Source organism: Phenylobacterium sp. (assembly GCF_030697305.1).
GTDB lineage: Bacteria > Pseudomonadota > Alphaproteobacteria > Caulobacterales > Caulobacteraceae > Phenylobacterium.
Window position 1 is genome coordinate 20,825 of sequence record NZ_JAUYQL010000068.1, and the last position, 25,484, is coordinate 46,308.

Annotated in this window: 28 protein-coding genes; 11 read left to right on the top strand and 17 right to left on the bottom strand. The window is 69.8% G+C overall.

Translation table 11 applies throughout. From position 1 onward, the window contains the following. The first annotated feature begins 89 nt into the window (after nt 1-89). The 7 genes from pstC (at nt 90) to Q8R27_RS07995 (ending at nt 7,602) form a co-directional block, all read left to right on the top strand. Nucleotides 90-1,532 carry a phosphate ABC transporter permease subunit PstC gene (gene pstC / locus Q8R27_RS07965; protein WP_305698510.1) on the top strand — a complete coding sequence of 481 codons (1,443 nt, stop codon included), beginning with the start codon at nt 90-92 and terminating at the stop codon, nt 1,530-1,532. Continuing rightward, nucleotides 1,525-2,826, top strand: a complete 1,302-nt coding sequence (gene pstA / locus Q8R27_RS07970; RefSeq protein WP_305698511.1) for a phosphate ABC transporter permease PstA — start codon at nt 1,525-1,527, stop codon at nt 2,824-2,826. Before pstC ends, pstA begins: the two co-directional genes overlap by 8 nt. A gap of 86 nt (nt 2,827-2,912) precedes the next feature. Then, nucleotides 2,913-3,713: a phosphate ABC transporter ATP-binding protein PstB gene (gene pstB / locus Q8R27_RS07975; protein ID WP_305698547.1), complete on the top strand. Its 801-nt coding sequence runs from the start codon at nt 2,913-2,915 to the stop codon at nt 3,711-3,713. Between the two features lie 26 nt (nt 3,714-3,739). Further along, the gene (phoU, locus tag Q8R27_RS07980; protein ID WP_305595159.1) at nt 3,740-4,432 is read left to right on the top strand and encodes a phosphate signaling complex protein PhoU; all 693 of its coding nucleotides are present in this window, start codon (nt 3,740-3,742) and stop codon (nt 4,430-4,432) included. Between the two features lie 10 nt (nt 4,433-4,442). Continuing rightward, nucleotides 4,443-5,132, top strand: coding sequence for a phosphate regulon transcriptional regulator PhoB (phoB, locus tag Q8R27_RS07985; protein ID WP_305698512.1), 690 nt, complete (start codon nt 4,443-4,445; stop codon nt 5,130-5,132). A 54-nt stretch (nt 5,133-5,186) separates the two neighbouring features. Beyond that, nucleotides 5,187-6,467, top strand: a complete 1,281-nt coding sequence (gene purD / locus Q8R27_RS07990; protein ID WP_305698513.1) for a phosphoribosylamine--glycine ligase — start codon at nt 5,187-5,189, stop codon at nt 6,465-6,467. A 61-nt stretch (nt 6,468-6,528) separates the two neighbouring features. Continuing rightward, on the top strand, nt 6,529-7,602 hold the full coding sequence (locus tag Q8R27_RS07995) for a phosphotransferase family protein (RefSeq protein WP_305698514.1): 1,074 nt from the start codon (nt 6,529-6,531) through the stop codon (nt 7,600-7,602). Here Q8R27_RS07995 and lpxK read toward each other — a convergent pair. The 8 genes from lpxK to Q8R27_RS08035 are packed head-to-tail and all read right to left on the bottom strand — an operon-like array spanning nt 7,599 to nt 14,399. Continuing rightward, nucleotides 7,599-8,606 carry a tetraacyldisaccharide 4'-kinase gene (gene lpxK / locus Q8R27_RS08000; RefSeq protein ID WP_305698515.1) on the bottom strand — a complete coding sequence of 336 codons (1,008 nt, stop codon included), beginning with the start codon at nt 8,604-8,606 and terminating at the stop codon, nt 7,599-7,601. The genes Q8R27_RS07995 and lpxK overlap by 4 nt on opposite strands. Continuing rightward, the gene (locus Q8R27_RS08005) at nt 8,603-9,871 is read right to left on the bottom strand and encodes a 3-deoxy-D-manno-octulosonic acid transferase (RefSeq protein WP_305698516.1); all 1,269 of its coding nucleotides are present in this window, start codon (nt 9,869-9,871) and stop codon (nt 8,603-8,605) included. Before Q8R27_RS08005 ends, lpxK begins: the two co-directional genes overlap by 4 nt. Then, nucleotides 9,868-10,830, bottom strand: coding sequence for a cation diffusion facilitator family transporter (locus Q8R27_RS08010; RefSeq protein WP_305698517.1), 963 nt, complete (start codon nt 10,828-10,830; stop codon nt 9,868-9,870). Before Q8R27_RS08010 ends, Q8R27_RS08005 begins: the two co-directional genes overlap by 4 nt. Before the next feature lie 31 nt (nt 10,831-10,861). Further along, complete coding sequence (locus Q8R27_RS08015; protein WP_305698518.1) at nt 10,862-11,566, bottom strand: lysophospholipid acyltransferase family protein; 705 nt, start codon at nt 11,564-11,566, stop codon at nt 10,862-10,864. Beyond that, nucleotides 11,563-13,347: an ABC transporter ATP-binding protein gene (locus tag Q8R27_RS08020; protein ID WP_305698519.1), complete on the bottom strand. Its 1,785-nt coding sequence runs from the start codon at nt 13,345-13,347 to the stop codon at nt 11,563-11,565. Before Q8R27_RS08020 ends, Q8R27_RS08015 begins: the two co-directional genes overlap by 4 nt. Before the next feature lie 57 nt (nt 13,348-13,404). Next, nucleotides 13,405-13,653, bottom strand: coding sequence for a hypothetical protein (locus Q8R27_RS08025; protein ID WP_305698520.1), 249 nt, complete (start codon nt 13,651-13,653; stop codon nt 13,405-13,407). A 39-nt stretch (nt 13,654-13,692) separates the two neighbouring features. After that, nucleotides 13,693-14,172, bottom strand: a complete 480-nt coding sequence (greA, locus tag Q8R27_RS08030; RefSeq protein ID WP_305698521.1) for a transcription elongation factor GreA — start codon at nt 14,170-14,172, stop codon at nt 13,693-13,695. A gap of 44 nt (nt 14,173-14,216) precedes the next feature. Beyond that, on the bottom strand, nt 14,217-14,399 hold the full coding sequence (locus tag Q8R27_RS08035; protein ID WP_305595171.1) for a DUF3606 domain-containing protein: 183 nt from the start codon (nt 14,397-14,399) through the stop codon (nt 14,217-14,219). 100 nt (nt 14,400-14,499) lie between these two features. Here Q8R27_RS08035 and Q8R27_RS08040 point away from each other — a divergent pair, with 100 nt between their 5' ends. Both Q8R27_RS08040 and Q8R27_RS08045 read left to right on the top strand, forming a co-directional pair. Next, nucleotides 14,500-15,177 (top strand): protein tyrosine phosphatase, encoded by a 678-nt coding sequence (locus tag Q8R27_RS08040; protein WP_305698522.1) that lies wholly within the window; start codon nt 14,500-14,502, stop codon nt 15,175-15,177. Between the two features lie 61 nt (nt 15,178-15,238). Beyond that, nucleotides 15,239-15,442 carry a hypothetical protein gene (locus Q8R27_RS08045; RefSeq protein ID WP_305698523.1) on the top strand — a complete coding sequence of 68 codons (204 nt, stop codon included), beginning with the start codon at nt 15,239-15,241 and terminating at the stop codon, nt 15,440-15,442. Nucleotides 15,443-15,446: 4 nt separating this feature from the next. Here the strand turns inward: Q8R27_RS08045 and Q8R27_RS08050 are convergent, their stop codons facing one another. From Q8R27_RS08050 to ubiA, 9 genes are all read right to left on the bottom strand, one after another. Beyond that, nucleotides 15,447-15,689 carry a DUF4170 domain-containing protein gene (locus Q8R27_RS08050; RefSeq protein ID WP_305698524.1) on the bottom strand — a complete coding sequence of 81 codons (243 nt, stop codon included), beginning with the start codon at nt 15,687-15,689 and terminating at the stop codon, nt 15,447-15,449. Nucleotides 15,690-15,719: 30 nt separating this feature from the next. Next, nucleotides 15,720-16,520, bottom strand: coding sequence for a 3'(2'),5'-bisphosphate nucleotidase CysQ (locus Q8R27_RS08055; protein WP_305698525.1), 801 nt, complete (start codon nt 16,518-16,520; stop codon nt 15,720-15,722). Beyond that, a complete protein-coding gene (locus tag Q8R27_RS08060; protein WP_305698526.1) occupies nt 16,517-17,848 on the bottom strand; it encodes a TldD/PmbA family protein in 1,332 nt (443 codons plus the stop codon). The genes Q8R27_RS08055 and Q8R27_RS08060 overlap by 4 nt, the downstream gene beginning before the upstream one ends. A gap of 49 nt (nt 17,849-17,897) precedes the next feature. After that, on the bottom strand, nt 17,898-18,305 hold the full coding sequence (locus tag Q8R27_RS08065) for an MAPEG family protein (RefSeq protein ID WP_305698527.1): 408 nt from the start codon (nt 18,303-18,305) through the stop codon (nt 17,898-17,900). Between the two features lie 82 nt (nt 18,306-18,387). Next, nucleotides 18,388-19,917, bottom strand: coding sequence for a UbiD family decarboxylase (locus Q8R27_RS08070; protein ID WP_305698528.1), 1,530 nt, complete (start codon nt 19,915-19,917; stop codon nt 18,388-18,390). A 59-nt stretch (nt 19,918-19,976) separates the two neighbouring features. Further along, nucleotides 19,977-20,321, bottom strand: coding sequence for an MmcQ/YjbR family DNA-binding protein (locus Q8R27_RS08075; protein WP_305698529.1), 345 nt, complete (start codon nt 20,319-20,321; stop codon nt 19,977-19,979). Nucleotides 20,322-20,338: 17 nt separating this feature from the next. Continuing rightward, entirely contained in the window at nt 20,339-20,677 is a 339-nt protein-coding gene (locus Q8R27_RS08080) for a VOC family protein (RefSeq protein WP_305698530.1), read from the bottom strand. A 35-nt stretch (nt 20,678-20,712) separates the two neighbouring features. Beyond that, a complete protein-coding gene (locus Q8R27_RS08085) occupies nt 20,713-21,369 on the bottom strand; it encodes a methyltransferase (protein WP_305698531.1) in 657 nt (218 codons plus the stop codon). A gap of 4 nt (nt 21,370-21,373) precedes the next feature. Beyond that, nucleotides 21,374-22,282 carry a 4-hydroxybenzoate octaprenyltransferase gene (ubiA, locus tag Q8R27_RS08090; protein ID WP_305698532.1) on the bottom strand — a complete coding sequence of 303 codons (909 nt, stop codon included), beginning with the start codon at nt 22,280-22,282 and terminating at the stop codon, nt 21,374-21,376. 232 nt (nt 22,283-22,514) lie between these two features. On the opposite strand from ubiA, the gene rsgA reads away from it, so the two are divergent. Both rsgA and Q8R27_RS08100 read left to right on the top strand, forming a co-directional pair. Continuing rightward, nucleotides 22,515-23,585, top strand: a complete 1,071-nt coding sequence (gene rsgA, locus Q8R27_RS08095; RefSeq protein WP_305698533.1) for a ribosome small subunit-dependent GTPase A — start codon at nt 22,515-22,517, stop codon at nt 23,583-23,585. An 89-nt stretch (nt 23,586-23,674) separates the two neighbouring features. After that, nucleotides 23,675-25,468: an ABC transporter ATP-binding protein gene (locus tag Q8R27_RS08100; protein WP_305698534.1), complete on the top strand. Its 1,794-nt coding sequence runs from the start codon at nt 23,675-23,677 to the stop codon at nt 25,466-25,468. The last annotated feature ends 16 nt before the right edge of the window (nt 25,469-25,484 follow it).

The following is a 25,484-nucleotide window of genomic DNA, read 5'->3' on the forward strand; positions in this document are numbered from 1 at the left end:
GCTAGGTCTGCAAAGGCTGGGCAGGTTCCGGCTCGGTCTCTCGGGGGGACCGGACGCTTGCGAAAGCTCACCGCCATGGCGAACGCCTGATGCTGACCTGGATCGCCCTCGCGGCGCTAATCGCCTTCTCGCTCTTCACTTTCCGCTCCGGCCGCGAACGGCTCGTGCGCGGACTGGATCCGGCCCAGGGCCGCCCACATTCGCGGCCCGGCTATCACGGCGCCTATGTGGCCCTGTGGGCGTTCGCGCCCGCCGCGCTGCTGTTGATCGTGGCCGGCGCGTTCGGCGGTAGGATCGAGGCGGCGATGCTGCGCGCCGAGGTTCCCGCCGCGGTCGCCGCGCTGGATCCGTTGCAACAGGGTGTATTCTTCGACGACGCTCGCGCCCAGGCCCACGGCCTGCCGCTCAGCCAGACGGTCTACGAGGGCGGCCTGAAAGCGGCGCTTGCCGATAAGGCGGTCGAAGCGCGCACTCTCGAACAGGGGATGCGGCTGGGCGTGCTGGCCTTGGCCGCCCTGATGGCCGGCGGCGGATTCGCCCTGGCGCGCCGCCGCGTGGCGCACCAGTTCCGCGCCCGAAACCGCGTCGAGGGCTGGATCGCCGGTGTGCTGATCCTGTCGTCGGTGGTGGCGGTGCTGACCACGGTGGGGATCATCGCCTCATTGGCCTGGGAGAGCTGGCGCTTCTTCCAAGTGGTCTCGCCGATCCACTTCCTGTTCGGCCGCGAGTGGGATCCGCAGATCGCCATGCGCGCCGACCAGTTCGCCAGCGAGGGCGCGTTCGGCGCGCTGCCGCTGTTCGCCGGCACCTTCCTGATCATGCTGATCGCCATGGCGGTGGCCGCGCCCGTGGGCCTGTTCGCCGCCATCTACCTGTCGGAATACGCCCGGCCGCTGACCCGCAGCGTGGTGAAGCCGCTGCTGGAGATCCTCGCAGGCGTCCCGACGGTGGTCTACGGCTTCTTCGCCGCCCTCACCGTGGGCCCGCTGTTCCGCGCAGGCTTCAACGCGCTGGGCGCCCAGCTCGCCGGCGGCCCGCTGAACGATCTCGGCGTCTATCTGATGCAGGTGCAGAACCAGATGGCCCTGGTGGCCGGCGGAGTGATGGGGATCATGCTGATCCCGTTCGTCTGCTCGCTGTCCGACGACATCATCAACGCCGTGCCGCAGCATTTGCGCGACGGCAGCCTGGCGATGGGCGCCACGCGCTCCGAGACCATCAAGAAGGTGGTGCTGCCCGCCGCCCTGCCGGGCGTGGTCGCCGCCATGCTGCTGGCCGTCTCGCGCGCCGTCGGCGAGACCATGATCGTCACCATGGCCGCGGGCCTCCAGGCCAAGACCACGCTCAACCCACTGGACACCGTGACCACGGTGACCGTGCAAATCGTCACCCTGCTGACCGGCGATCAGGAATTCGACAGCCCCAAGACGCTCTCGGCCTTCGGTCTGGGGCTCACCCTCTTTGTCGTGACGCTGGCGCTGAACATCATCGCCCTGCGCATCGTCCAGAAATATCGGGAGCAATATGACTGACGCGGCCATTTCCCCGACCGCGGCGCGCGCAGCGACCCTGCGCGCCTCGGTCGAAGCCCGGCTCAAGGCGCGCCATGCGCAGGAGCGGCGGTTCAAGTTCTACGGCCAGCTCGCCATTGTCGTGGCGCTGTCGTTCCTGGCGCTGCTGATGGTGCGTATCGTCGCCCAGGGCTATTCCACCTTCGTCGACTACCGGATCACCGCCCAGGTCTTCATCGACCCGGCGCGGGTCAGCGCCAGCGACATCGGCGGCGCCAACTTCGACATGCTGGTGGCCAACGCGATCCTGGCCAAGGTCGGCGAACGTGACGACGACCTGGGCGAAGCCTCGTCCAAGGTGATGGAGCTGATCTCCAACGACCTGGGCTTCCAGTTGATGGCCAAGGTGCGGGCCGACCCGACCCTGATCGGCAAGACCATATCCGTCACCGGCCCGATGCGCGCGGACGCGGCGCTCTATTACAAAGGTGAACTCAAGCGCGCCCTGGCCGAGGAAGACCGCAAGCTCGACAATCGCCAGCTCGACTGGCTGGACAAGCTCAAGTCCTCGGGCGCGATCGTCACCAGCTTCAACACCGGCTTCTTCACGCGCTCGGACTCCACCGAGCCCGAACAGGCCGGCGTGCTGGGCGCGGTGGTCGGCTCGACGATGATGTTGATCGTCACCGCCCTGCTGGCCGTGCCGATCGGGGTGATGGCCGCGGTCTATCTCGAGGAATTCGCACCGAAGAACCGCTGGACCGACATGATCGAGGTCAACATCAACAACCTCGCGGCCGTCCCGTCGATCGTCTACGGCCTGCTGGGATTGGCGGTGTTTATCAACTGGCTGGCCGCGCCCAGATCCTCGCCGCTGGTCGGGGGCCTGGTGCTGGCGCTGATGGCGCTGCCGACGGTGATCATCGCCACGCGCTCGGCGCTGAAGGCGGTGCCGCCGTCGATCCGTGAGGCGGCCCTGGGCGTCGGCGCGTCGAAGACCCAGACCGTGTTCCACCACGTCCTGCCGCTGGCCATGCCCGGCGTCATGACCGGCGCGATCCTGTCGATGGCCCATGCCCTGGGCGAGACCGCACCCTTGCTGATGATCGGCATGGTGTCCTTCGTTCCCGGCGTTCCCGAAGGCTTCACCCAGGCGGCCACCGTGCTGCCGGTGCAGGTCTTCATCTGGGAAAACGCCTCGGAACGCGCCTTCCACGAACGAACCGCCGCGGCCATCATGGTGCTGCTGGCGTTCATGATCCTGATGAACTTGGCGGCGATCATCCTTCGCCGCCGCTTCGAACGCCGGTGGTGATCCGCATGACGACCTATCCGAGCCAGACGCCGAGGACGACGATGCCCGCCAACCGCGACGACACAGACGCCCACGAGCCGGCGCACATGCACATCGCGGTGGACTCCGCGGTCGCGCACGCGCCCACCGGCCAGATCAAGGTGCGGGCCCGCGACGTCAACGTCTTCTACGGCGAGAAGCAGGCCCTGTTCGACGTGTCGCTGGACGTCGCCGAGCGCGCCGTGACGGCGCTGATCGGCCCGTCGGGCTGCGGCAAGTCCACCTTCCTGCGTTGCATCAACCGGATGAACGACACGATCCCCGGCGCGCGGGTCGATGGCCGCATCGAGATCGACGACGAGAACGTCAACGACAAGGCGCTGGACCCGGTGGTGCTGCGCGCCCGCGTCGGCATGGTGTTCCAGAAGCCCAACCCGTTCCCCAAGACCATCTTCGAGAACGTCGCCTACGGTCCACGCATCCACGGCCTGACGTCGTCCAAGAGCGAACTTGAGGGCGTCGTCGAGGCTTCGCTCCGACGTGCGGGCCTGTGGGACGAAGTGCACGAACGCCTGCACCAGTCGGGCTCCAGCCTCTCGGGGGGGCAGCAGCAGCGCCTGGTGATCGCCCGCGCCATCGCCGTCAGCCCTGAGGTGATCCTGATGGACGAGCCGTGCTCGGCCCTCGACCCGATCGCCACCGCCAAGATCGAGGAACTGATCGACGAGCTGCGCCGTCAGTACTGCATCGTTATCGTCACCCACTCGATGGCTCAGGCTGCGCGGGTGTCCCAGAAGACCGCCTTCTTCCACATGGGCAGGCTGGTGGAGGCGGGGCCGACGGACGAGATGTTCACCAACCCGCGGGACAGCCGCACCCAGGACTACATCACCGGCCGGTTCGGCTGAGCCCACCCATCACAGGCGTCGCGCACATGAACGAGCACATCGTCAAATCCTTCGAGGACGAGCTCAACACCCTCACCGCCGAGTGCGCCCGCATGGGCGGCCTCACCGAGGCCCAGGTGGCCGACGCCCTGGACGCGGTGGTCAAGCGCGACCAGGCGCTGGCGTCCGCCGTGGTCGGCCGCGACGACCGGCTCGACACGCTCGAGGCCGAGATCGAGCGCAAGGCGATCCGGCTGATCGCGCTACGCGGCCCCATGGCCCACGACCTGCGCCGCACCGTGGCGGCGATGAAGATCGCCACCAACCTGGAACGCTGTGGCGACCTCGCCAAGAACATCGCCAAGCGCTCGCTGGTGATCGTCGAGTCCGAGCCGATGACGCCCCTGACCCGCTCGATCGAGCGCATGGGACGCCTGGTGGTGCTGCGCCTGAAGGAGGTGTTGGACGCCTACACCGGCGCGGACGTGGAGCGCGCAGTCGCCGTGTGGTCGCGCGACGACGAGGTGGACGAGCACTACAACAGCCTGTTCCGCGAACTGCTGACCTACATGATGGGCGATCCGCGCACGATCACCGCCTGCGCCCATCTGCTGTTCATCGCCAAGAACCTGGAGCGCATCGGCGACCACGCCACCAACATCGCCGAGATCGTCCACTACGAGATCACCGGCGAAGAGATGATCTCCAAGCGTCCCAAGACTGACGCGTTGAACCCCTGAGGCCCGCCCAGTGACGCCCAACATCCTGGTGGTGGAGGACGAGGACGCCCTCGCCACCCTGCTGCACTACAACCTCGAGAAGGAAGGCTATCAGGTCGCCCTGTCGCCTGACGGCGAGGACGCGCTGCTGCAGATCCAGGAGAAGCTGCCGGACCTGGTGGTGCTCGACTGGATGCTGCCGAAGATTTCCGGGATCGAGGTCTGCCGCCGGCTCCGCCAACGCACTGAGACGCGCAACGTGCCGATCATCATGCTGACCGCGCGGGGCGAGGAAAGCGACCGTATCCGCGGCCTCGATACCGGCGCGGACGACTACATCGTCAAGCCATTCGCGATGAGCGAGCTGATCGCCAGGATCCGCGCGGTGCTCCGCCGCCTAAGACCGGGCCTGGCTGAGGATCGCCTGCACCGCGGGGACATCATCGTCGATCGCGTCGCCCACCGGGTGAAGCGCGGCGGCAAGGAGGTCCACCTGGGCCCCACCGAATTCCGTCTGCTCGATTATCTGATGCAGCACCCGGGCCGGGTGTTCAGCCGCGAGCAGCTGTTGGACGCGGTCTGGGGCTCGGACGTCTATGTCGAGGCGCGCACCGTCGACGTGCATATCGGCCGGCTGCGCAAGGCGCTGAACGACGAGGCTCAGGCCGACCCGATCCGCACCGTGCGCTCCGCCGGCTACTCGTTGGATCTCGACGGCTAAGGCGCCGGGGCGTCAGGCTTGACCCCGCCGTCGCCGCGCGCGAAACGCGGGCGCATGGACGTCTCTCCTCTCACCATCCTGCTGGTTGGATCCGGCGGGCGCGAGCATGCGCTGGCCTGGAAGATCGCATCATCGCCGCTGCTGAAGCGCATGGTGGCTGCGCCGGGCAATCCAGGGATCGCCACGCTGTGCGAGGTGCGCGACGTCAAGGTCGACGACGTCCCTGGCATGACCGCGTTGGCGCGCGAGATCGCCGCCGACCTGGTGGTCGTCGGGCCGGAAGTGGCGGTCGCCGCCGGCCTCGCCGACGCCCTTGAAGCGGCCGGCATTCCCTGTTTCGGCCCGAGCGCCGCGGCGGGCCAGCTTGAATCCTCCAAGGCCTTCACCAAGGCGTTCTGCGACCGCCATGGCCTGCCCACCGGCCGCTACCAGGTCTGCGACGACGTGGCGTCCGCCAAGGCGGCGCTGGCTGCATTCACCCCGCCCTACGTGATCAAGGCTGACGGCCTGGCGGCTGGCAAGGGCGTGGTGATCGCCGAGGATCGTGGCGCCGCCGAGGCCGCCATTGAAGAGACGCTGGGCGGCCGGTTCGGCGCGGCCGGCGCGCGGGTGGTGATCGAGGAATTCCTGGAGGGCGAGATCGGCTCGCTGTTCGCGATCTGCGACGGACACACGGTGATGGCGTTCGGCGACGCCCAGGACCACAAGCGCGCCTTCGACGGCGAGATCGGTCCCAACACGGGCGGCATGGGGACCTATTCGCCCGCGCCGGTGTTCACCGACGAGCTGATCGCCCAGACGATGGAGCGCCTTGCCGCGCCGGCCTTCGCCGGGGTCGCCTCGGAAGGCCATCCCTATCGCGGCGTGCTGTTCGTCGAGCTGATGGCGACCCGCGAGGGGCCGAAGCTGGTGGAGTTCAACGTCCGCTTCGGCGACCCGGAATGCCAGGTGCTGATGCTGCGGCTGGAGAGCGACCTCGTCCCCTATCTCTGGGCCTGCGCCAACGGCCGGTTGGCCGAACTTCCGACGCCTGTGTGGCGGGACGAGGCTGCGGTCTGCGTGGTGATGGCCGCCGACGGCTATCCTGACAGTCCGCTGGGCGGTTCGATCATTCGCGGAGCCGAGCAGGACTTCGGCGAGCAGGCGCACGTCTTCCACGCCGGCACCAAGCGCGACGCCGACGGGACGTTGCGCGCGGCCGGTGGGCGGGTGCTCAACGCCTGCGCCAGCGGGGCAAACCTGCGCCAGGCGGTGGACCGCGCCTATGCCTGCGTCGACCGCATCGACTGGCCAGGCGGCTTCCATCGCCGCGACATCGGCTGGCGCGCGCTGTAACGAGAGCCTCGCCTTCCCGGGCAGGGGAGGTAAGGTCGATCAACAAAACTTAGGATGGATCATGGCCAAGGCCGTCGATTGGGAACATGAACAGCTCAACACCGGCGTGAAGACCGTCGACGAGCGACATCGGTTCGACGAGGACGCGCTCACGCGTTGGATGGACGCCAACGTAGAGGGCTTCCAGGGCCCCATTGAGGTGCGCCAGTTCAAGGGCGGCCAGTCCAACCCGACCTACCAGGTGGTGACGCCGAACCGCAGCTACGTCCTGCGCCGCAAGCCGCCCGGCAAGCTGCTGCCGTCGGCGCACGCCATGGACCGCGAGTTCAAGGTTATCAGTGCGCTCTATCCCACAGGCTTCCCGGTAGCGCGTCCGTACGCTCTGTGTACGGACGACGACGTGCTGGGCACGATGTTCTACGTGATGGAGATGGTCGAGGGGCGGATCCTCTGGGACCAGACCCTGCCGGAGTACACGCCGCAGCAGCGCCACGACATCTACATGGCCAAGCTCAAGACGCTCGCCGACCTGCACAACACCGACTACGAGGCCATCGGGCTTGGCGACTTCGGCCGCCCGGGCAACTACATGACCCGCCAGGTGGACCGCTGGACCAAGCAGTACCGCGCCTCGCAGACCGAGCCGATGCCGCAGTTCGACCGGCTGAGCGAGTGGCTGTCCGCCAGCGTGCCGCCGCAGGAGCGGACATCGATCGTCCACGGCGACTACCGGCTGGACAACATGGTGCTCCACCCCACGGAATCGCGGGTCGCCGCGGTGCTGGACTGGGAGCTGGCGACGCTAGGCGATCCGCTGGCCGACTTCACCCACCTGCTGATGAACTGGACCAATGGCGGCGTCGCCACGGTCAAGGACCTGAAGGCCCACGGCATCCCGACGGCGGAGGAATACGCGAGCGAATATGCGCGGCTGACCGGGCGCAGCTCGATGCCTGACCTCAACTGGTATGCCGCCTACAGCAGTTTTCGGCTGGCGGCGATCTTACAGGGCATCGTGGGCCGCGTGCGCGACGGCACCGCCAACAGCCCGCTGGCCGGCGCCCAGGGCTCGCGCGTCAGCGGCCTGCTGGACTCGGCCGAAGGCTTCGCCCGCAAGAGCGGCGCGAAGTTCTAGGGCTTAAGCGCGCTCGCCAGCAGGGCGTCCAGCGCGGCTGGGTCGTCGAACGCGGCGCGCACGGTCCAGGCGACAACGCGCGTCCGCCATTCTGGCGGCAGCCGCACCCAGTCCTTCTCGGTGGTGACGAGTCCTGCGCCGGCCCTGCCTGCCTGGGCGGCCAGTCGCTGCAGGTCGGCTTCAGCATAGGGATGGTGGTCGGGAAAGGCCTCGAAACCGACGAGGTCGCAACCCGCGGCCAGCAGGGCGCGCTCGACCTTCCACGGCTTGCCGACGCCGGCGAAGCCGATCTGCGATCCCGGCGGCGGCGGCGCGTCGGCGATCAGCCTCGCCGTCAGCAGCACCGGACCGCGCAAGGCGGCCATGAGCTCAGGATCCAGCGCGTCGAGATCGGCGGGCGCCAGCAGCACGACGGCGTCGGCGCGCGCAAGGCCCTCGGCCAGCGGTTCCCTCATGGGCCCCAGCGGGAACACTGCGCCCGAGCCGAACGGCCATTCACCGGAGCGGGTCTCGGCGTCGACCACCACGATCGACAGCGCCTTTCGTAGCGAGGGGTTCTGGTGGCCGTCGTCCATCACCACCACGGCGGCTCCGTCTTGCGACGCGGCCACAACGCCTGCCGGCCGGTCGCGGGCGATCCACATCGGCAGGCTCGCGGCGATCATCAGCGGCTCGTCACCAACATCAAAGCCACCGTGGATCGTCGGGTCGACCCGCACCGGGCCGGACAATCGTCCGCCGTAGCCGCGCGACAGGGCGTGCGCCTCGACGCCGGCGGCGCGCAGACGCTGGACGATCTCGCGCACCACTGGCGTCTTGCCGGTCCCGCCCAGGGTCAGATTACCGACGCAGATCACCGGGATCGGCGGCGCGACGGGCGTGGCGCCGGCGATCCGCCGACGGGTCTCCCCGGCCCAGATCGCCGCCAGCGGGCCCAGCAGCAGCCGCGCCGCCAGCGAAGGGCGCGCCTTACGATACCATCCTCGGGGCGTGGCCAGCCTCATGGCAGCAGCGGCTCCAGCAGAGCCAGCGCGCGGTCCAACGCCTGACCTTGGCGTTCGGCGCAGGCCAGCGCCGCCTCGCCAGTGCGCCGGGCGACCTGAGGGTTGTCTGCGAACCCGGCCATGTGGCGGGCCAGGGCGGCCTCGTCGGTCGCCTCCGCCGCGCCGGCCCAGGCGAACAGCTCGTCGTACAACTCACGTGCGTTGAAGGCGTAGGGGCCGGTGATCATCGCCCGCGCCAACCTGGCCGGCTCCAGCGGGTTGTGGCCGCCGATGCCGTCGACGAAGCTGCCGCCCATCACCACCAGGTCTGCAATGCGCAGGAACAGGCCGAGTTCGCCCAGGGTGTCGGCCACATAGGCGCCCGCGCCGGGCTGAGCGCCGGCAGACCGCCGTGTCGCTTCCAGCCCCGCCGCCGCGAGGTCGGCCGCGACCGACGCGCCTCGCGCCGGATGGCGGGGAACGACGATCAGCGCCAGATCCGGTCGGGATGCGGAGACGCGTGCGAAGGCGCGGCCGATGATCGCCTCCTCGCCGGGATGGGTGCTCACCGCCAGCACCACGCGGCGGCCGTCGAGGCGTGCGCGCAGGTCGGCGAGCGCGGCGGGATCGCAGGGCAGGGGCGCGGCGATCTGCTTCAGGTTCAGCCTCGGCCCGACCTCGGCGCCCAATCTTTTCAACCGCGCCTCGGTGTCGGCGTCCTGCGGCAGGATCAGGTCGAAGGCGCTCAGCACACGGCGCGCCGCGCCGGCGGTTCGACCCCAACCGCGCGCGCTGGCCTCGGTCATCCGCGCCGAGACAAGGGCCAGGCGCACGCCGCGCGCCGCCGCGCCGAGGATCAGGTTCGGCCACAGCTCGCTCTCGACCAGCACGCCCAGCGAGGGCCGCCAGTGGTCGAGGAAGCGCCTCGTCGCCGCCGGCCCGTCCACGGGGGCGAACTGATGGATGACGGCGCGCGGCAGGCGTTCGGCCAGCACCTGTGCGGACGTCACCGTGCCGGAGGTGACCAACACGGAGATGTCCGGACGACGCGCGCACAGGGCCTGGGCCAGCGGCAACACCGACAGGCTCTCGCCGACGCTGACGGCGTGCAGCCAGACGAGGTCGCCAGCGGGGCGGGGGATCGTCGCGTGGCCGAGGCGCTCGTGCAGGCGCGTCGCGTCCTCCTTGCCGCGCCGGGCCCGGGCCCGCAGCAGCGCCGGCGCCAGCGGTTCGAGCAGGCTGCTGGCCGCGGCGTAGAGCCGGAGCAGCGCAGGCGTCGGGCTCACACCACCTCGGCGGGGGCCAGGCGGCAGGCGGCTCCATCGGTCTCCACCTGGAGGGTCGAGTGCACGATGCCGAACCGCTCGGCGAGGCCCTCGCAGGCGCCATGCAGGAAGGCGTCGCCGTCGTCGTTCGCCGGGCGGATCACATGGGCGGTGAGCGCGGTTTCCGTAGTGCTCATGGCCCAAATGTGCAGGTCGTGCACCTCGACCACGCCCGGCAGCGCGCCCAACCAGTGGCGCACAGCGGCCACGTCGATGTTGCGGGGCGCTGCGTCCAGGGCCAGGTCGGCTGAGTCGCGCAGCAGGCTCAGCGTGCCCAGCACGATCACCACGACGATCACCAGGCTAAGCGCCGGATCGATCCAGGTCTGACCGGTGAACATGATCGCAGCCGCACCGGCGACGACCGCGAGGGACACCGCCGCGTCGGCGGCCATGTGCTGGAACGCACCCTTGACGTTCAGGTCGTCGCGCCGGCCGCGCAGGAATAGCAGGGCGGTGGCGGTGTTGATCACCACGCCGACGCCGGCCGCGATCATCACCAGGCCGCTGGCCACCGGCGCGGGGTCAGCGAAGCGACGCACGGCCTCCGAGGCGATCGCGCCCACCGCCAGCAGCAACAACACCGCGTTGGCGAGCGAAGCCAGCACCGTCGCCTTGCGCAGGCCATAGGTGCGCTGGCCGGCCGGCGCCTTTCTGGCCAACGCCATCGCGCCCCAGGCCATGATCAGCGACAGCACGTCGGAGAGGTTGTGGCCGGCGTCGGCCAGCAGCGCCAGCGAACCGGCCCAGAAACCGATGCCCGCCTCGACCAGCACGAAGCCCGCGTTCAGGACAACGGCGATCGCGAAGGCGCGGCCCGTCGTGTCGGCCGGCGCGTGATGGTGGCCATGGGCATGACTGTGAGCGCCCGCGTGGTGGGCTGCGTGGTCATGGTCATGAGCGTCATGGGCGTGCGCCATGCGCCCTATGTCTCACCCTGCGCGCGTCGGATCAATGCGACTGGCCGGCCGCCAGGGCCTCTGCGCGCCGGGTGGCGGCCGAGAGCCGCGCCGACCAGTCGGCGGCCAGCGCCGCAACCTGGTCCTCATCGGCGTCGGCCGGCACGTGGTGCGGCCCGTCCCACACCACCTGGCCGCGGGCGAAGGGCGGAGCGACCATCACCCTGTCCCAGGTGTTCATCGACAGCGACGGCGAGGCGGCGATGCCCACAAGGAACACCGGCGCGCCGGTCCGCCGGGCGATCTGCAGGGAACCCGCGGCGATCACCTCGTTTGGGCCGCGCGGCCCGTCGGGGGTGACGATCAGCACGCCGCCGCCCTTCACCCAGGTGAGCGCCTCCCGGAATGCCGCGACCACCGCGCGGGCCTTGGCGGCGTCGCCCCGTTTGGCCGAGGAGCCGCGGATCGCCGGAAACCCGGCCCGCCCCAGGGCCTGGGCCAGGAACTCGCCGTCCGCCGAGGGCGAGATCAGGGCGTGGGTCCGCTTGCGCCACCACTGCGGCGCCATCGCCAGGCACAGCGGCACACGGCCGTGCCAGAATAGGCCCAGCGCGCCGCTATCGCCGGCCAGCACCGGCTCCACGCACTCCAGGTTCTCGTGACGCCAGCGGATGGTGCGCAGCATCAGCTTCAGGTAGCCGGCCAGGATCAGGCCCAGCAGCGCCTGGACTCGGGCGTTGCGCAGCCATCCCTTCACGCCGCGGTCTCCGCCTCCAGATCCTGGCCCCGCGCCAGCCGCGTATAGAGGCCGCCGGCCCGCAGCAGCGAGGCGTGGTCGCCCTGCTCGACGATCCGGCCCCTGTCGACGACATAGATGCGGTCGGCGCCGCGCACGGTACTCAGGCGATGGGCGATGAGCAGCGTCGTGCGCCCGCTCATCAGACGCGCCAGCGCCGCCTGGACCTGGGCCTCGCTCTCGACATCCAGGGCGCTGGTCGCCTCGTCGAGCAACAGGATCGGGGCGTCCTTGAGGAAGGCGCGGGCGATGGCGATGCGCTGGCGCTGGCCGCCGGACAGACGCGCCCCGGCCTCGCCGACGCTGGTGTCGTAGCCCTGTGGCAGCGCCAGGATGAACTCGTGCGCTGCGGCCGCCTTGGCGGCGGCCTCGATCTCATGCGCCGGCGCGGCGGGCCGAGCGTAGGCGATATTGGCCCGGATGGTGTCGTCGAACAGGAACGGCTCTTGGGTCACCAGGGCGATGTGCTCGCGCAGCGAGGCGAGCGTGATGCTGCGGATGTCCGCGCCGTCCAGGGTGATGCGGCCGGCGGAGGGATCGTAGAAGCGCGGGATCAGGTTGAGGATGGTGGTCTTGCCGCCGCCGCTGGGGCCGACCAGAGCCACGGTCTCGCCTGCGTCCGCCTCGATCGCGATCGCCTCCAGCGCAGGGGGGCCGTCGCGGTAGGAGAAGTCCACGGCTTCGAAGCGGATCGCCCCACGCCCGCGCGGCGCAGGCGTGGCGCCCGGCTCCTCGCGCACCTCCGGCTCGACGTCGAGGGCGGCGAACAAACGCCGCGCCGCCGATAGTCCCTCGGCCATCACCGTCTGCAGGTTCGCGAGCTGGCGCAGCGACTGTGAAGCCATCCCGAGCGCCGTCATGAACGCGACGAAAGCGCCAACATTGGTCGCCCCGCTCATCGCCCGCCAGCCGGCGTAGGCCAGCACGCCGGCGGTGATCAGGGTCATCAGCGTCTCGGTGGCCGGAGCCGCCCTGGCGCGGGCGTTGGCGCCGCGCACCAGGTGTCGCTGGCGACGCGCCACCACCTCGGCGACGCGGGCCTCCTCGAAGGCCTCGCGGTTCTCGATCTTGACCACCCGCACGCCGTCCAGGCTCTCCATGATCGCGGTGGACAGCGCCGAAGTCTCCGCCATCGCCCCCTTCGCGGCCTTGCTGGAGCGGCGCGAGAAACGGCGCATGATGCTGCTGGCGACCGGGGCCGCGACCACCAGCCCCAGCGAGAGCCAGGGATCGTTCGACACCATGACGGTGATCGCGCCGATAACGATCAACAGGTGCTGCGTGTAGTTGACCACGCCGGCGGTCGCCGCCTCGCGGATCAGCCCGGCGTCGTAGAGCACCGAGGCGACATGCGCGCCGGAGTGCTGGGTGCGCAGGCGGGCGAGGTCCGCGCGCACCAGTTTGCCGAACAACTGCACCTGGACGTCGCCGACCACGGCGTTGCCTAGCTGGTTCACCAGGGTCGATTGCACCACCTGGGCGAGGCCCCGGCCGATCGCGTAGGCGGCGATGGTCAGGGGGATGATCACCAGCGCGCCGGGCTTGTGGTCAACCAGCAGATCGTTGATCGCCGGTTCAAGGATCTGCACCAGCTTCGCGCTGAAAACGGCGACGGCGACGGCGGCGACCAGCGCCAGCGCCAGGGTCTTCCAGCGCGGCGCCAGATAGACCTTCCACACGCGGGCCACCAGGGCGCGGGCCGAAAGTTCGGCGTCAGCAGGCCTGTGGGCGCTCTCGCTCATCGTCCTGGGGTCGGACGTCGGAGCCGCGAAGTCAAGCCGGCCGAGGCGCGGGCGTCGTCAGTCGTCGTCGAATGGCGGCGGCAGGCGGCCAGCCTTGAACAGGATGGTGGGATTCTCGTCGTAGTCGCCCATTTCGGTGTCCGCCGACACCGCGAAGGCCACCACGCCTAGACGCAGCGGCGCGAGCCGTTCGGCCTTGCGGCGGGCCTCCTCCGGCGTCTTGCAGCCCACCTGCTGCTCGGCCTTCAGGCCTTTGCCGCGACCGGCGATATAGGCCTGGACGATGTAGACGGTTTCCCTGGGCATCCCCATCCAAGCGGCGCATCGTTGCGCGGGGTCAATGGGCTAGGCGATATCGGTGATCTCGACCGTGCGCCCGGCGACGATCGCCTCGTCGCCGATCTCCTTGCCAAGCACGGCCTGGGCGAGCGGCGACACGTGCGAGACGCTGCCGGCCGCGGGGTCGGCCTCGTCCTCGCCGACAATGCGGAAACTCTGGATCCGCCCATCCTCGCGCTCGAACGTCACCGTGCAACCGAAGGCGACGCGGTCCAGGGCCTTGGGCTTTTCGATCAACTGGGCGGAGGCGCGCCGGGCGCCGAAGTAGCGCAGGTCGCGGGTCGCGCGCGCCATGGCCGTCCGGTCGGTGCTGACCCCGCCTTCCGCCTGGGCGGCCGAATAAGCGGCGCGCGCCTGGGCGAGCCCGGCCTCGAGCTGGGTCAGCCCTTCTGGCGTCACCAGATTCGGGTGCGGCGAGATCGGACGGTCGGGCAGGTCGGCCGCGGCGGCCTCGCTGTCTTCCTCACGGGTGAAGGCGACGCTCATAACTCTGATAACGATCCGGCGCGGTTAAATATCCGTGGGCCGCCTCAGCGTTTCTTGCCGAGCTCGGCGGCGATGTCTTTGGTCATCCGACCGGCCTTCCTGTGGGCGGCGGTGAGCTGGTCGCGGGTGACGCCCCAGCGCTTCATCCAGAACTCCACCGCCTTGCGCTCCGACAGGTCCAGCCGGTCCTTGTCGATAAAGCCGCGCTTGTCCTTGAGACCGGCCATGGGGTGCTCCTGCATCGTCGCGTCGTGATTGTCACAAGGCTCGCGGCCCGTGGGAAGCGGCGTCTTTGCGTCCACGCGACGAAACGCTTAGGTAGGCGAAATGTCGCCGCAGGCTAAGACGTTCGACCTGACCACGCCCGAGGGGCGCACACGGACCTATCTCGACTATCTCTGGAACGACCACGCCTATCTGCGGCTGGGCTTTTCCAACGCCCACTGGATCAGCGACGAGCTGGTGCGCACCAACCAGCCCTGGCCGTTCCAGCTGGCGGCCTGGAAGGCGCGCGGGGTGCGCACCATCGTCAATCTGCGCGGCGGGTTCGACGCGAGCTTCCACGCCCTGGAGAAGGACGCCTGCGCGAAACTTGGCCTGACCCTTGTGGACTTCACCATCACCTCGCGCGAGGTCCCGAGCCGCGAGCGGGTGCTGGGGGCCAAGCGCCTGTTCGAGACCATCGAGTACCCGGCGCTTATGCACTGCAAGTCCGGCGCGGATCGGGCCGGCATCATGAGCGTGTTCTACATGCACTTTCGTAAGGGCAAGACGATCCGCGAGGCGCTGGAGCAGCTCGACCTGCGCTATCTGCATGTGAGGGCCGGCAAGACCGGGGTGCTGGACTACACCTTTGAGCGCTATCTCGAGGTCGGCGAGCCTGCCGGGTTGTCGTTCCTGGAATGGGTGGAGAGCCCCGCCTACGATCCGGCCGGCATCAAGGCCGACTTCCGCGCGCTTTGGTGGGGCAAGCTGCTGACAGACCAGGTGCTGCGGCGCGAATGATCTCGGATGTCGCCTAGCGGACAGACCCCGCAGACTGCACCGGCTAAGCTTCGCCGGCATGATGGCGAGCGTCAACGATGCCGAGGATTATTACACCCTGCTAGGGGTGCGCGCCGACGGCGTGGCGTCGGTGATCGAGGTGCTGATGGCCCCGATGCCCGCCGTGCGACACAAGGCGGACGCCCTGCTGGCCGAGCACGCAAGCTGCGTCCACGTCGAGGTCTGGAAGGGAGCGACCCTGATCGATCAGTTCGCGCGCGCCTGAGCGGTCAGTGCGCGTGGTCGTGGTCGTCGTCTTCTGGATTCAGCAGTTTGTGCGCGTGGATGATGAAGTAGCGCATCAGCGCGTTGTCCACCGTCGACTGGGCCTTGCCGCGCCAGGCGGCCAGCGCCTCGCCGTAGTTCGGATAGGCGCCGACGAGATCGACCTTGGACAGATCGCGGAACGTGGTCCCGTTCAGGTCCTTCAGTTCGCCGCCGATGACCAGGTGGAGGAGCTGGGAGTCGGGCATGGTCGGTGTTCCAGGCTTTGGATCGGATTGTCAGGGGCGAGGTTGAGCGACCGGGATATGCCGGACCCGGTCGAGGATCAACGGCGCGATGCGCGGGTTGGCGCACAGCAGGCTGGACTGCCTTGGCGTCGGGCGGTTGTAGGCGAACGGATGTCCCAGATGATCGCAGACCACCGCGCCGGCTTCGCCGGCGATCAGGTCGGCGGCCGCCAGGTCCCAGTCGTGCTTGGGGATCAGAGTCAGCGCCGCGTCGAAGGTGCCGCCCGCCACCAGACACATCCGATAGGCGGTGGAGTTGCGCGACGCCACGCGCATGGGCGGCCACGGCGTCGGCCAGCCGTCGCGGCTGAACAGCCGGGCGTTGGAGACAATGGCGCAGTCCTCCAGGACATCGGTGTCGCTGACGCGGATCGGTTGACCGTTGAGGGTGGCGCCGCCGCCGGCGCTGGCCGCGTAGGTCTCGTCCAGCTGCGGGGCGAAGACCACGCCGGCGCTGGGCCGGTCGCCCTCGACCACCGCCACCGAAACCACCCACCAGGGTTGGCCGCCCAGAAAAGCGCGGGTGCCGTCGATGGGGTCGACCACGAAAAGGCGGTGGTCGGACAACCGACGATCGTCGTCGGCGGTCTCTTCCGAAAGCCAGCCGTAGTCGGGGCGCGCCTCGCCCAGTCGCCGCTTCAGCAGGGCGTCGGCGGCGAGGTCGGCGTTGGTCACCGGCGAGTCGCCGGCCTTGTAGGCGATCTGCAGCCCTGCATCGCGCATCTTCAGCGCCAGTTCGCCAGCCTCCCTCGCCGCCTCCAGGATCAAGGCGAGGTCGGCGGCGGCGGTCATCGTCCGGCGATCGCCAGGGCGTCGACCAGGATCGATGGCGCGTTGGAGGCGCCGCGGATCTCCAGGTCCGAACCCGGGATCATGCGGGCGAAGATGTCGAGCAGGTTGCCCGCCACGGTGATCTCGGTGACCGGATAGGCGAGTTCGCCGTCCTCGAACCAGAAGCCGGAGCAGCCCACCGACCAGTCGCCGGTATTGCCGTTCAACGACGGACCGAACATCGAGGTGATCAGCAGGCCCTCCTTGGCCTGGCGCATCAGCTCGGCGCGGTCGGCGTCGCCCGGCTGCAGGGTCAGGTTCGACGGGCCGACGCCGGGCGGGCCGGCCAGGCCGCGAGACGCATGGCCCGTGGTGGTCAGGCCAAGCTGGCGCGCCGAGCTGGAGTTCAGCAGCCAGGTGGTCAGCACCCCGTCGTCGATCAGGGCGTGGCGGCGGTTGGCGACGCCCTCGTCGTCGAACGGCGAGGACCCGAGGCCGCGCAGGCGGTGCGGGTCGTCGATGACATTGACGCCCTTGGCGAACAGCTGCTGGCCCAGCTTGTCCTTCAGGAACGATGTGCCGCGGGCGATCGACGGGCCGGCGATGGCGCCGATCAGCGGCCCCATCAGCGACGAGGCCAGGCGGTTCTCGAAGATCACCGGGGCGGTCGTCGAGTCGATCTTGCGCGCACCCAGTCGCTGGGCCGCGCGGCGGCCGGCCTCGGTTCCCAGGCACTCGGGCGCCGGCAGGTCGGCGCGCCAGCGCACGGTGCGATAGTCGTGGCCCGTCTCCATCACCTGGCCGTCGCCGGCGATCGCCGAGGCGCCCAGCGAGAAGGCTGACGCCCGGTGGGGAGCGGAGAACCCGCCGCTGGTCACCAGCCGCCATTGGTTGGACGACCATGATCCGCTGGCCCCGTCGGAATTGACCACGCCCTCCACGGTGCGCGCGGCGTCCTCGGCAATGCGGGCGCGCGCCTCCAGGTCTTCCGGCGAGGGCTCTTCGGCGTCGAACAGGTCGAGGTCGGGCAGCGGTCCGCGGGCCAGCAGCTCGGGGTCGGCGAGGCCGGAGTAGGGATCCTCCGGCGCAAGCCTGGCCATGGCCACGGCGCGCTCGACGAGCTTGGCGCGCGCCTCGGCGGAGATGTCGGAGCCGGAGACGGTGGCGTGGCGGCGGCCGACGAAGACCCGCAGGCCGAGGTCGCGGGATTCCTCGCGCTCCACCTCTTCGAGTTCACCCAGCCGCACGGTCACCGACAGGGCGCGGCGATCGGCGCCGACGGCCTCGGCCGCGTCGGCGCCGGCGGCCAGCGCCGCCTTCACCACGTCTTCAAGCAGGTTTTCATCCATCAGCGCCATATGGCGGAGCGCGCATGCCGGCACAAGCGCGCGAGCACGTTCAAAGGATCGCGTAGAAGATCAGCGCGACACCAGCGAAGACGTAGGCGATCCAGGTGGCCAGCATCCCGACCGATCGGGCGGGCGTCGCCGCCGAGGAGATCGAAACCCCCACCGCGTGGGTGACGCGGCCGCCGAACAGGATCACGCCGGTGATGTGGATGGCCAGGGGTGCTGCGCCGACCGCAGCCAGCACGACCAGGGCGATCAGCGCGGCGGGTATGTATTCGGCGGCGTTGCCGAATGCGCGGATCGCGCGCGCCAGCGACGGGGCCTCGCCGCCGCCGTCGCCGATTTCCACGTGGTGAAGTCTGCGCTGACGCACCACCAGCACCGAGAGCGTCAGCAGCAGGAAGAGGTGCAGGCCCACCCATAGGGCGGCCGCATTGGCCGATGTCGCCGGATCCATCAACCTGGTGTCCTCAAGCCGCCCCCGCGACCCGCGCGCAGTTGTGCGCGATCGCCGCACAAGCGCAAGCCTTGCGACAGGCTCAGCGTTTCAGCGGCGCGCCGTCGCCGGGCAGGCCCAGGCGAGCCCACTTTTCGGTGACCGTGGCGATCACGCCTTCGTCCATGCCGAGTTCGACGCCCCATTCGCGCCTGGTCTCTGGCGGCCATTTGTTGGTGGCGTCGAGGCCGATCTTCGAGCCCAGGCCCGACTCCGGCGAGGCGAAGTCCAGGTAGTCGATGGGGGTATTCTCGATCAGGGTCACGTCGCGTGCCGGGTCCATGCGGGTGGCGATCGCCCACATGACGTCCTTCCAGTCGCGGGCGTCGATGTCGTCGTCCACGACGATCACCCACTTGGTGTACATGAACTGCCGAAGGTAGCTCCAGACGCCCATCATCACGCGCTTGGCGTGGCCGGGGTAGGCCTTCTTCATCGACACCACGGCGATGCGGTAGCTGCAGCCCTCGGGCGGCAGCCAGAAGTCGACGATCTCCGGGAACTGCTGGCGCAGCAGCGGGATGAACACCTCGTTCAGCGCCTCGCCCAGGATGCTGGGCTCGTCCGGCGGGCGGCCGGTGAAGGTGGTCAGGTAGATCGGGTCGCGGCGCATGGTGATAGCGCTGACCTGGAACACCGGGAACTGCTCGACCGAGTTGTAGTAGCCGGTGTGGTCGCCGTACGGCCCCTCGTCGGCGTACTCGTCCAGCAGGACGTGGCCCTCAATGACGATCTCGGCCTCGGCGGGCACCATCAGCGGCACGGTCTTGGCGGCCACCAGCTCGACCTTGGCCCCGCGCAACAAGCCGGCGAATTGGTACTCCGACAGGGTGTCGGGCACCGGGGTCACGGCGGCCAGGATCACGCCGGGGTCTGCGCCGATCACCACGCAGGCCGGCAGCGGCTCGGGCCGACCGGCCGCCTTCCAGCGCCGGTGGTGCTGGGCGCCGCCGCGATGCGCCAGCCAGCGCATGATGGTGCGATCCTTGCCCAGCACCTGCATGCGGTAGATGCCCAGGTTGAAGTCGTCCTCGCGGCTGTCCGACGGCCCCTTGGTGACCACCAGCGGCCAGGTGATCAGCGGCGCGGGCTCGCCCGGCCAGCAGGTCTGGATCGGCAGCTTGGTCAGGTCGATGTCGGCGCCGGTCAGCACCACGTCCTGCACGGGCGCCTTCTTCACCACCTGCGGGCGCATAGCCATCACCGTGCGGGCCAGCGGCAGCATCTCAAAGGCGTCCTTCAGCCCGCGCGGGGGCTCGGGCGCGCGCAGGAAGGCCAGCAGTTCGCCGACCTCGCGCAGGTCCGCCGCCGTGGTGCGTTCCTCTCCGCCCAGGGTCACGCCCATGGCGACCCGCTTGACCGTGCCGAACAGGTTGACCATCGCCGGCATAGAGGACCGCTCGCCGTCGGCGCGGATCACGTTCTCGAAGATCACCGCCGGGCCGCCCTGAGCCAACAGGCGGCGCTGGATCTCGGTCATCTCCAGCACGGACGACACCGGCTCGGTCACGCGCACCAGTTCGCCGGCGGCCTCCAGCTTGCCGATGAACTCCCGCAACGACCGATAGGCCATGTGATCTCCGCGCTCCGCAGCTCAGTGCGGGCGGAAGCTAGGGCGCGGGCGGCGGCGTGTCACGCCTGCTCGGCGTCATAGGCCTTGACCAGCTTCTTCGGCGCGACATGGCGCCAGCGGCGTTCGATGAAGTTGCGGAACGAGCCCGGGTGCAGGCTCTCCATCCGCGCTAGCACGCTGGGATAGTCCTTGTAGTGAGCGGTGATGTGGAAGGTCTCGGGTTCGGCCTCCATCAGCATCTCGCGCTCGTCGAAGCTGACGCCCACCAGCACCAGGCTCTGGTCCTCGCGGCGTAGCCGGGTCAGGAATTTGCCGCCCACCTTGAACGCCGGCGCCCCGTACGACTGGCCCTCCTCGACCCCCGGAAAGCCCATGACCACGGCGTGCATCTCCTCGTAGGTCATGAATGGTCTCCGGGGCGTCAGCCTTCCGACCATACCGCCAGTTCGTTGCCGGCGGGATCGCGGAAGTGGAAGCGGCGACCGCCCGGGAAGGCGAAGATCGCCCGAATGATCGTCCCGCCGGCCGCCTCGACCTTCGCCGCCATGGCCTCCAGGTCGCTCGCGTATAGCACCGGCAGCGGCGCCTGGCCGGAGGGGGCGCTGGCGTCGAAGCCGCCGTCCAGGCCTTGCTCGAACGCCGCATATTCCGGGCCGTAATCGGTGAAGGTCCAGCCGAACGCCGCGCCGTAGAACTGCTTGGTCGCCGGCACTTCGCCGCCGGGCATCTCCAGATAGTCGAGCTTGCCGTCTTCGCGCATATCGGGCTCCCAGTTGCCTGTTTGTTCCTATCGGCTCAGTCCGCCAGAGTCCAGACGGCGGTGCGCTTAACCTCGTAGTCCTCGAGTTCGCGGGTGGTCCGCACCTGGTATTCGGCGAGCTTGGTGAGGCCGGTGCGGGGGAAGTAGCTGCGGCCTGGATCGCCGATCAGCACGGTCGCGCCGCGGTGACGGGCTTCGGTCAGCCAAGCCATGACGCGCTCGGCTAGCGGCTTCTCATAGCAGATGTCGCCGGCCAGGATCACGTCGACGTCGGGGGCCGGCGCGTCCAGGAGGTCGCGGTCGGTGAAGTCGACGGTCACGGCGTTGGCGGCGGCGTTCAGCGCGATGGCCATGTCGCAATAGCCGTCAATGTCGGCGCACAGCACGCTGGCTGCGCCGGCCTTGGCCGACGCGATGCCGACGATGCCGGAGCCGGCGGCGAAGTCGAGCACCCGCAGACCCCGCACCAGCTCCGGCTTGTCCAGGACGTAGCGGGCCAGCGCCTGGCCGCCGGCCCAGGCGAAGGCCCAGAACGGCGGCGGCAGGCCGATCTCGGCCAGCGCCTCCTCGGTCATCCGCCAGATCGGCGTGACCTCGTCGGCCAGATGCAGCCGCAGCTCCGGCGTGTGCGGCGGGGCCTGCAGGCGCGTGTTCTCGACGATGAAGGCGCGGCGGCTTTCCGGGGTGTCCATGGGTTCAGCGGCCGGCCACGAAGGCGGCGAAGACGATCAGGCCGGTCAGGCTGTTTGACTTGAACAGCCGCAAGGCGCCGCGCGGGTCGTCGACCCGCACCCGCATGGCCTGCCAGGCCAGGTGTGCGGCGGCGGCTATGGCGGGAACCAGGAACAGCGGCGATAGAGCCGCGGTCCAGGCGGCGGCCAGGATCAGGGCGAAGCTCACCGCATAGAACCCCGCGACCGCGCGCGGCGCGGCGGCGCCCAGGCGGCGAGCGGATGACTTCACGCCGGCCAGGGCGTCGTCTTCCAGATCCTGGATCGCGTAGATGGTGTCGTAGCCGAGCGTCCAGAACACCCCGGCGGCGTATAGCAGCAGGGCCGGCGCCTCAATGCGCCCGGTGGCCGCGGCGAAGCCCAGCAGCGCGCCCCAGTTGAAGGTCAGGCCCAGCCAGGCCTGCGGCCACCAGGTGATCCGCTTCATGAACGGATAGGCCGCGACTAGGGCCAGCGAGCCCGCGCCCAGGGCGATCGCCAGCGGCGGCAGCGTCAGCAGGATCAGGAGCGCCAGCAGGCTGCAGCCTACCGTGAAGCCCCAGGCCTGGCGCACGCTGATCTGACCCGAGGCCACCGGCCTGGCGGCGGTACGGGCGACCTTGGCGTCGATGTCGCGGTCGACGATGTCGTTGTAGGCGCAGCCGGCGGCCCGCATCAGGGCGGCGCCGGCGAACACCTTGGCGAGCAGGATCGGGTCCGGCCAGCCGCCCCCCATCGCCGCGGCCAGCGCCACGCCCTGCCAGCCTGGCAGCATCAGCAGCCAGATGCCCGCCGGCCGGTCGAAGCGCCCAAGCTTCAGCCAGGGACGCAGGCGCGCGGGCGCCCGGCGGTCGACCCAGTTGGCGGGGGCGGCGTCGGGCAGGGGAGCGCTCATGGCGCCCTCCTAGCGCATTCACGCAGCGGATGTCCTCGCAAACGCCGGTGGTTGACCCGCGCTGCGGCCGCGCTTAGCTTTACTCCACGTCCACGCAACCTCGGAAAGGAGGGGCCGCATGATCGATCTTGTTCGCACAGCCCCTCGCTGCGTCGCCGCCGGGTTCGATTAACTCACCCGAGTAGTCCCCGGCCGGCGCCTGATCAGGCTTTCCGACCGAAGGACATTCCAAGTGCTCGACAGCTACGGCTGGAGCGAGAGGCTCCAGCAACACTTCCAACCCTTCGCGGCCCGCGACATGGTTCCAGGCCGCGTGACCGTGCAACAGCGCGGCCGCTACCGGCTGGCCACGCCCGTGGGCGAGCTCGACGCCGAGCTTTCCGGCCGCTTCGCCCACACCGCGGCGGACGGCGACTTCCCCGTGGCCGGCGACTGGGTGGCCGCCGCCGCCCGCGCCTCGGAGGGCGCGGCGACCATCCACCACCTGCTGCCACGCAGCAGCGCTTTCGTGCGCAAGACAGCCGGCGACACGGCCGCTGGACAGGTGGTGGCCGCCAACGCGGACCTCGCGTTCCTCGTCGCCTCGCTGAACGACGACCTGAACCTGCGCCGCATCGAACGCTATCTGGCGCTGGCCTGGGAGAGCGGGGCCGCGCCTGTGGTGGTGCTGACCAAAGCAGACCTTTGCGCCGACGTCGCCGCAGCCCTGGACGAGGTGCGCTCGATCGCGCCTGGGGCCGAGGTGCTGGCTGTTTCTTCGGCGAACGGCCAGGGCCTCGAGGCCCTCTCCGCCTTGTTGGGCGCCGGGCGCACCGCCGTGCTGCTGGGTAGTTCGGGCGTGGGCAAGTCGACCCTGCTCAATGCCCTGGCAGGCTCGGAGCTGATGGCCACCCAGGCGATCCGTGAGGACGACGCTCGCGGCCGTCACACCACCACGCACCGCGAGCTGGTTCGCCTGCCGTCCGGCGGTCTGCTGCTGGACACGCCGGGGATGCGCGAGCTCGGCCTGTGGAACGCAGGCGAGGGTCTCGCGTCAGCGTTCCAGGACGTCGAGGCCCTGGCCGCTCGCTGCCGGTTCCGCGACTGCGGACATCACGACGAGCCGGGTTGCGCGGTGCAGGCGGCGCTGACCGGCGGTGAGCTGTCCGATGCGCGCTGGCGAAACTACCAGAAGCTCCAGCGCGAGAACGCCCACCACGAACGCCGCGGCGACGCGCGCGCCGAAGCCGAGGCCCGCCAGGTGTGGATCCGGCGCGCCAAGGACTACCGCGCCGGCAAGAAGGCCAGGGAGAGATGGTCATGACCACGACGCCGCCGAGCCCACCGCCGGGGCGCCGCGAAATCCCGCGCCATCTCGCGCACGCCCATGAACCTGCCGTCAGAAGTCTGGATATGACCGACCACTACGAAGACGAGGACGAGGACGGCGATACGCGCCAGCGGGTGCTGTCGAACGGCCAGGTGCTGCGCTTCATCGCCGGCTACTGGCTGCGGCGGCGCGATCTGCTGTGGGCGGCGGTCGGCCTGACGCTCGTGGCCGTCTGCTTCGACCTGGCGTTGCCTTGGGCGGCGGGGCGGCTGGTCGACGCCCTGGCGGCGGGGCCGAACAACCCTTCGGGCGCCTGGCGCGCCTGGGCGGCGTTCGTCGGCGTCTATCTGGTCTATTCGCTGATCCGAAATGTCGGCATGCGGTTCTGGAACCCGCTGGCGGCCAGCAACATGGAGCAGATGACCAACGAGGGCTTCAAGCGGGTCCAGTCGTTCGCCGCCGACTGGCACGCCGACACCTTCGCCGGCGCCACGGTGCGCCGGCTGACGCGGGCGATGTGGGGCTACGACACGGTGTCCGACGCCCTGGTCCTGTGGCTGGGGCCGGCGCTGTTGGTGCTGTTCGGGCTGTCAGGCTTCATGGTGCTGCGCTGGCCCAGCGTCGGGATCTTCGCCCTGGTGGTGGTCACCGGCTACATCGCCTCGAACCTGATTTTGGCGGCGCGCTACGTGCGGCCGGCGAACCAGCGATCGGTGGCCCTGGACTCGCGCATCGGCGGAGCGCTCGCCGACTCGATCACCTCGAACCCGACGGTTAAGGCGTTCGGCGCCGAGGCTCGCGAAGAGGCCCGCATCGGCGGGGTCACGCGCATGTGGCGCGAGGCGACGCTGATCACCTGGACGCGCTACATGAACGTCTGGCTCTGGCACAACATGATCCTGGTCGTCCTGCAGGCGGGCCTCACCGGCTTGCTGCTGCGCCTGTGGGCCAGGGGCGAGGCCAGCGCCGGCGACGTGGCCTTCGCGATCACCGCCTTCATGCTGATGAGCGGCTACCTTCGCAACATCGGCGAGAACATCCGCATGATGCAGAAGGGCCTGACCGACGTGGAGGACGTGGCCCGCTTCGCCCGCACCGAGCCGCAGGTCGCCGACCACCCTCAGGCGCAGGCGTTCCGAGGACGGCTGGGGGCGGTGGTGCTGGACCATGTGACCTTCCGCTACAAGGGTGCGGAGACGCCGCTGTACCGCGACTTCAGCCTGGTGATCGCGCCCGGCGAGCGCGTCGCCCTGGTCGGCCCCACGGGGTCGGGCAAGTCGACGTTCGTCAAGCTGGTGCAGCGGCTCTACGACCTGCAGGAAGGCCGCATCCTGATCGACGGCCAAGACGTGTCGCAGGTCAGCCAGGAGAGCCTGCGCGCCGCGATCGCCGTGGTGCCCCAGGACCCGGCGCTGTTCCACCGCACGATCGCAGAGAACATCGCCTATGCGCGCCCTGATGCGACGCACGAGGAGGTGGTCCTGGCCGCGCGGCGCGCCCGGGCGCACGACTTCATCGCCGGCCTGCCCAAGGGCTACGACACCCTGGTCGGCGAGCGCGGGGTGAAGCTGTCGGGCGGCGAGCGGCAGCGGGTGGCGATCGCCCGCGCCTTCCTGGCCGACGCGCCCATCCTGGTGCTGGACGAGGCGACGTCCTCGCTGGACGTGGAGACCGAGCGCCATGTGCAAGCGGCCACCGAGGAGCTGATGAGCGGCCGCACGACGATCGTCATCGCCCACCGGCTGTCGACCATCCGCAGCGCCGACCGCATCCTGGTGTTCGACCAGGGCCGCATCGTCGAGGAGGGTCGCCACGCCGACCTCGTGCGAAAGGGCGGCGCCTACGCAAGGCTGCATGCGGTGGCCGAGGGGGCTTGAGGTGGAAGGGCGTCGC

Bases quoted from the DNA above. Each gene is read 5' to 3' on its own strand.
- pstC (WP_305698510.1), top strand. From the start codon at position 90: ATGCTGACCTGGATCGCCCTCGCGGCGCTAATCGCCTTCTCGCTCTTC.
- pstA (WP_305698511.1), top strand. From the start codon at position 1,525: ATGACTGACGCGGCCATTTCCCCGACCGCGGCGCGCGCAGCGACCCTG.
- pstB (WP_305698547.1), top strand. From the start codon at position 2,913: ATGCACATCGCGGTGGACTCCGCGGTCGCGCACGCGCCCACCGGCCAG.
- phoU (WP_305595159.1), top strand. From the start codon at position 3,740: ATGAACGAGCACATCGTCAAATCCTTCGAGGACGAGCTCAACACCCTC.
- purD (WP_305698513.1), top strand. From the start codon at position 5,187: ATGGACGTCTCTCCTCTCACCATCCTGCTGGTTGGATCCGGCGGGCGC.
- Q8R27_RS07995 (WP_305698514.1), top strand. From the start codon at position 6,529: ATGGCCAAGGCCGTCGATTGGGAACATGAACAGCTCAACACCGGCGTG.
- lpxK (WP_305698515.1), bottom strand. From the start codon at position 8,606: ATGAGGCTGGCCACGCCCCGAGGATGGTATCGTAAGGCGCGCCCTTCG.
- Q8R27_RS08010 (WP_305698517.1), bottom strand. From the start codon at position 10,830: ATGGCGCACGCCCATGACGCTCATGACCATGACCACGCAGCCCACCAC.
- Q8R27_RS08020 (WP_305698519.1), bottom strand. From the start codon at position 13,347: ATGAGCGAGAGCGCCCACAGGCCTGCTGACGCCGAACTTTCGGCCCGC.
- Q8R27_RS08025 (WP_305698520.1), bottom strand. From the start codon at position 13,653: ATGCCCAGGGAAACCGTCTACATCGTCCAGGCCTATATCGCCGGTCGC.
- greA (WP_305698521.1), bottom strand. From the start codon at position 14,172: ATGAGCGTCGCCTTCACCCGTGAGGAAGACAGCGAGGCCGCCGCGGCC.
- Q8R27_RS08035 (WP_305595171.1), bottom strand. From the start codon at position 14,399: ATGGCCGGTCTCAAGGACAAGCGCGGCTTTATCGACAAGGACCGGCTG.
- Q8R27_RS08040 (WP_305698522.1), top strand. From the start codon at position 14,500: ATGTCGCCGCAGGCTAAGACGTTCGACCTGACCACGCCCGAGGGGCGC.
- Q8R27_RS08045 (WP_305698523.1), top strand. From the start codon at position 15,239: ATGGCGAGCGTCAACGATGCCGAGGATTATTACACCCTGCTAGGGGTG.
- Q8R27_RS08050 (WP_305698524.1), bottom strand. From the start codon at position 15,689: ATGCCCGACTCCCAGCTCCTCCACCTGGTCATCGGCGGCGAACTGAAG.
- Q8R27_RS08055 (WP_305698525.1), bottom strand. From the start codon at position 16,520: ATGACCGCCGCCGCCGACCTCGCCTTGATCCTGGAGGCGGCGAGGGAG.
- Q8R27_RS08060 (WP_305698526.1), bottom strand. From the start codon at position 17,848: ATGGATGAAAACCTGCTTGAAGACGTGGTGAAGGCGGCGCTGGCCGCC.
- Q8R27_RS08065 (WP_305698527.1), bottom strand. From the start codon at position 18,305: ATGGATCCGGCGACATCGGCCAATGCGGCCGCCCTATGGGTGGGCCTG.
- Q8R27_RS08070 (WP_305698528.1), bottom strand. From the start codon at position 19,917: ATGGCCTATCGGTCGTTGCGGGAGTTCATCGGCAAGCTGGAGGCCGCC.
- Q8R27_RS08075 (WP_305698529.1), bottom strand. From the start codon at position 20,321: ATGACCTACGAGGAGATGCACGCCGTGGTCATGGGCTTTCCGGGGGTC.
- Q8R27_RS08080 (WP_305698530.1), bottom strand. From the start codon at position 20,677: ATGCGCGAAGACGGCAAGCTCGACTATCTGGAGATGCCCGGCGGCGAA.
- Q8R27_RS08085 (WP_305698531.1), bottom strand. From the start codon at position 21,369: ATGGACACCCCGGAAAGCCGCCGCGCCTTCATCGTCGAGAACACGCGC.
- ubiA (WP_305698532.1), bottom strand. From the start codon at position 22,282: ATGAGCGCTCCCCTGCCCGACGCCGCCCCCGCCAACTGGGTCGACCGC.
- Q8R27_RS08100 (WP_305698534.1), top strand. From the start codon at position 23,675: ATGACCGACCACTACGAAGACGAGGACGAGGACGGCGATACGCGCCAG.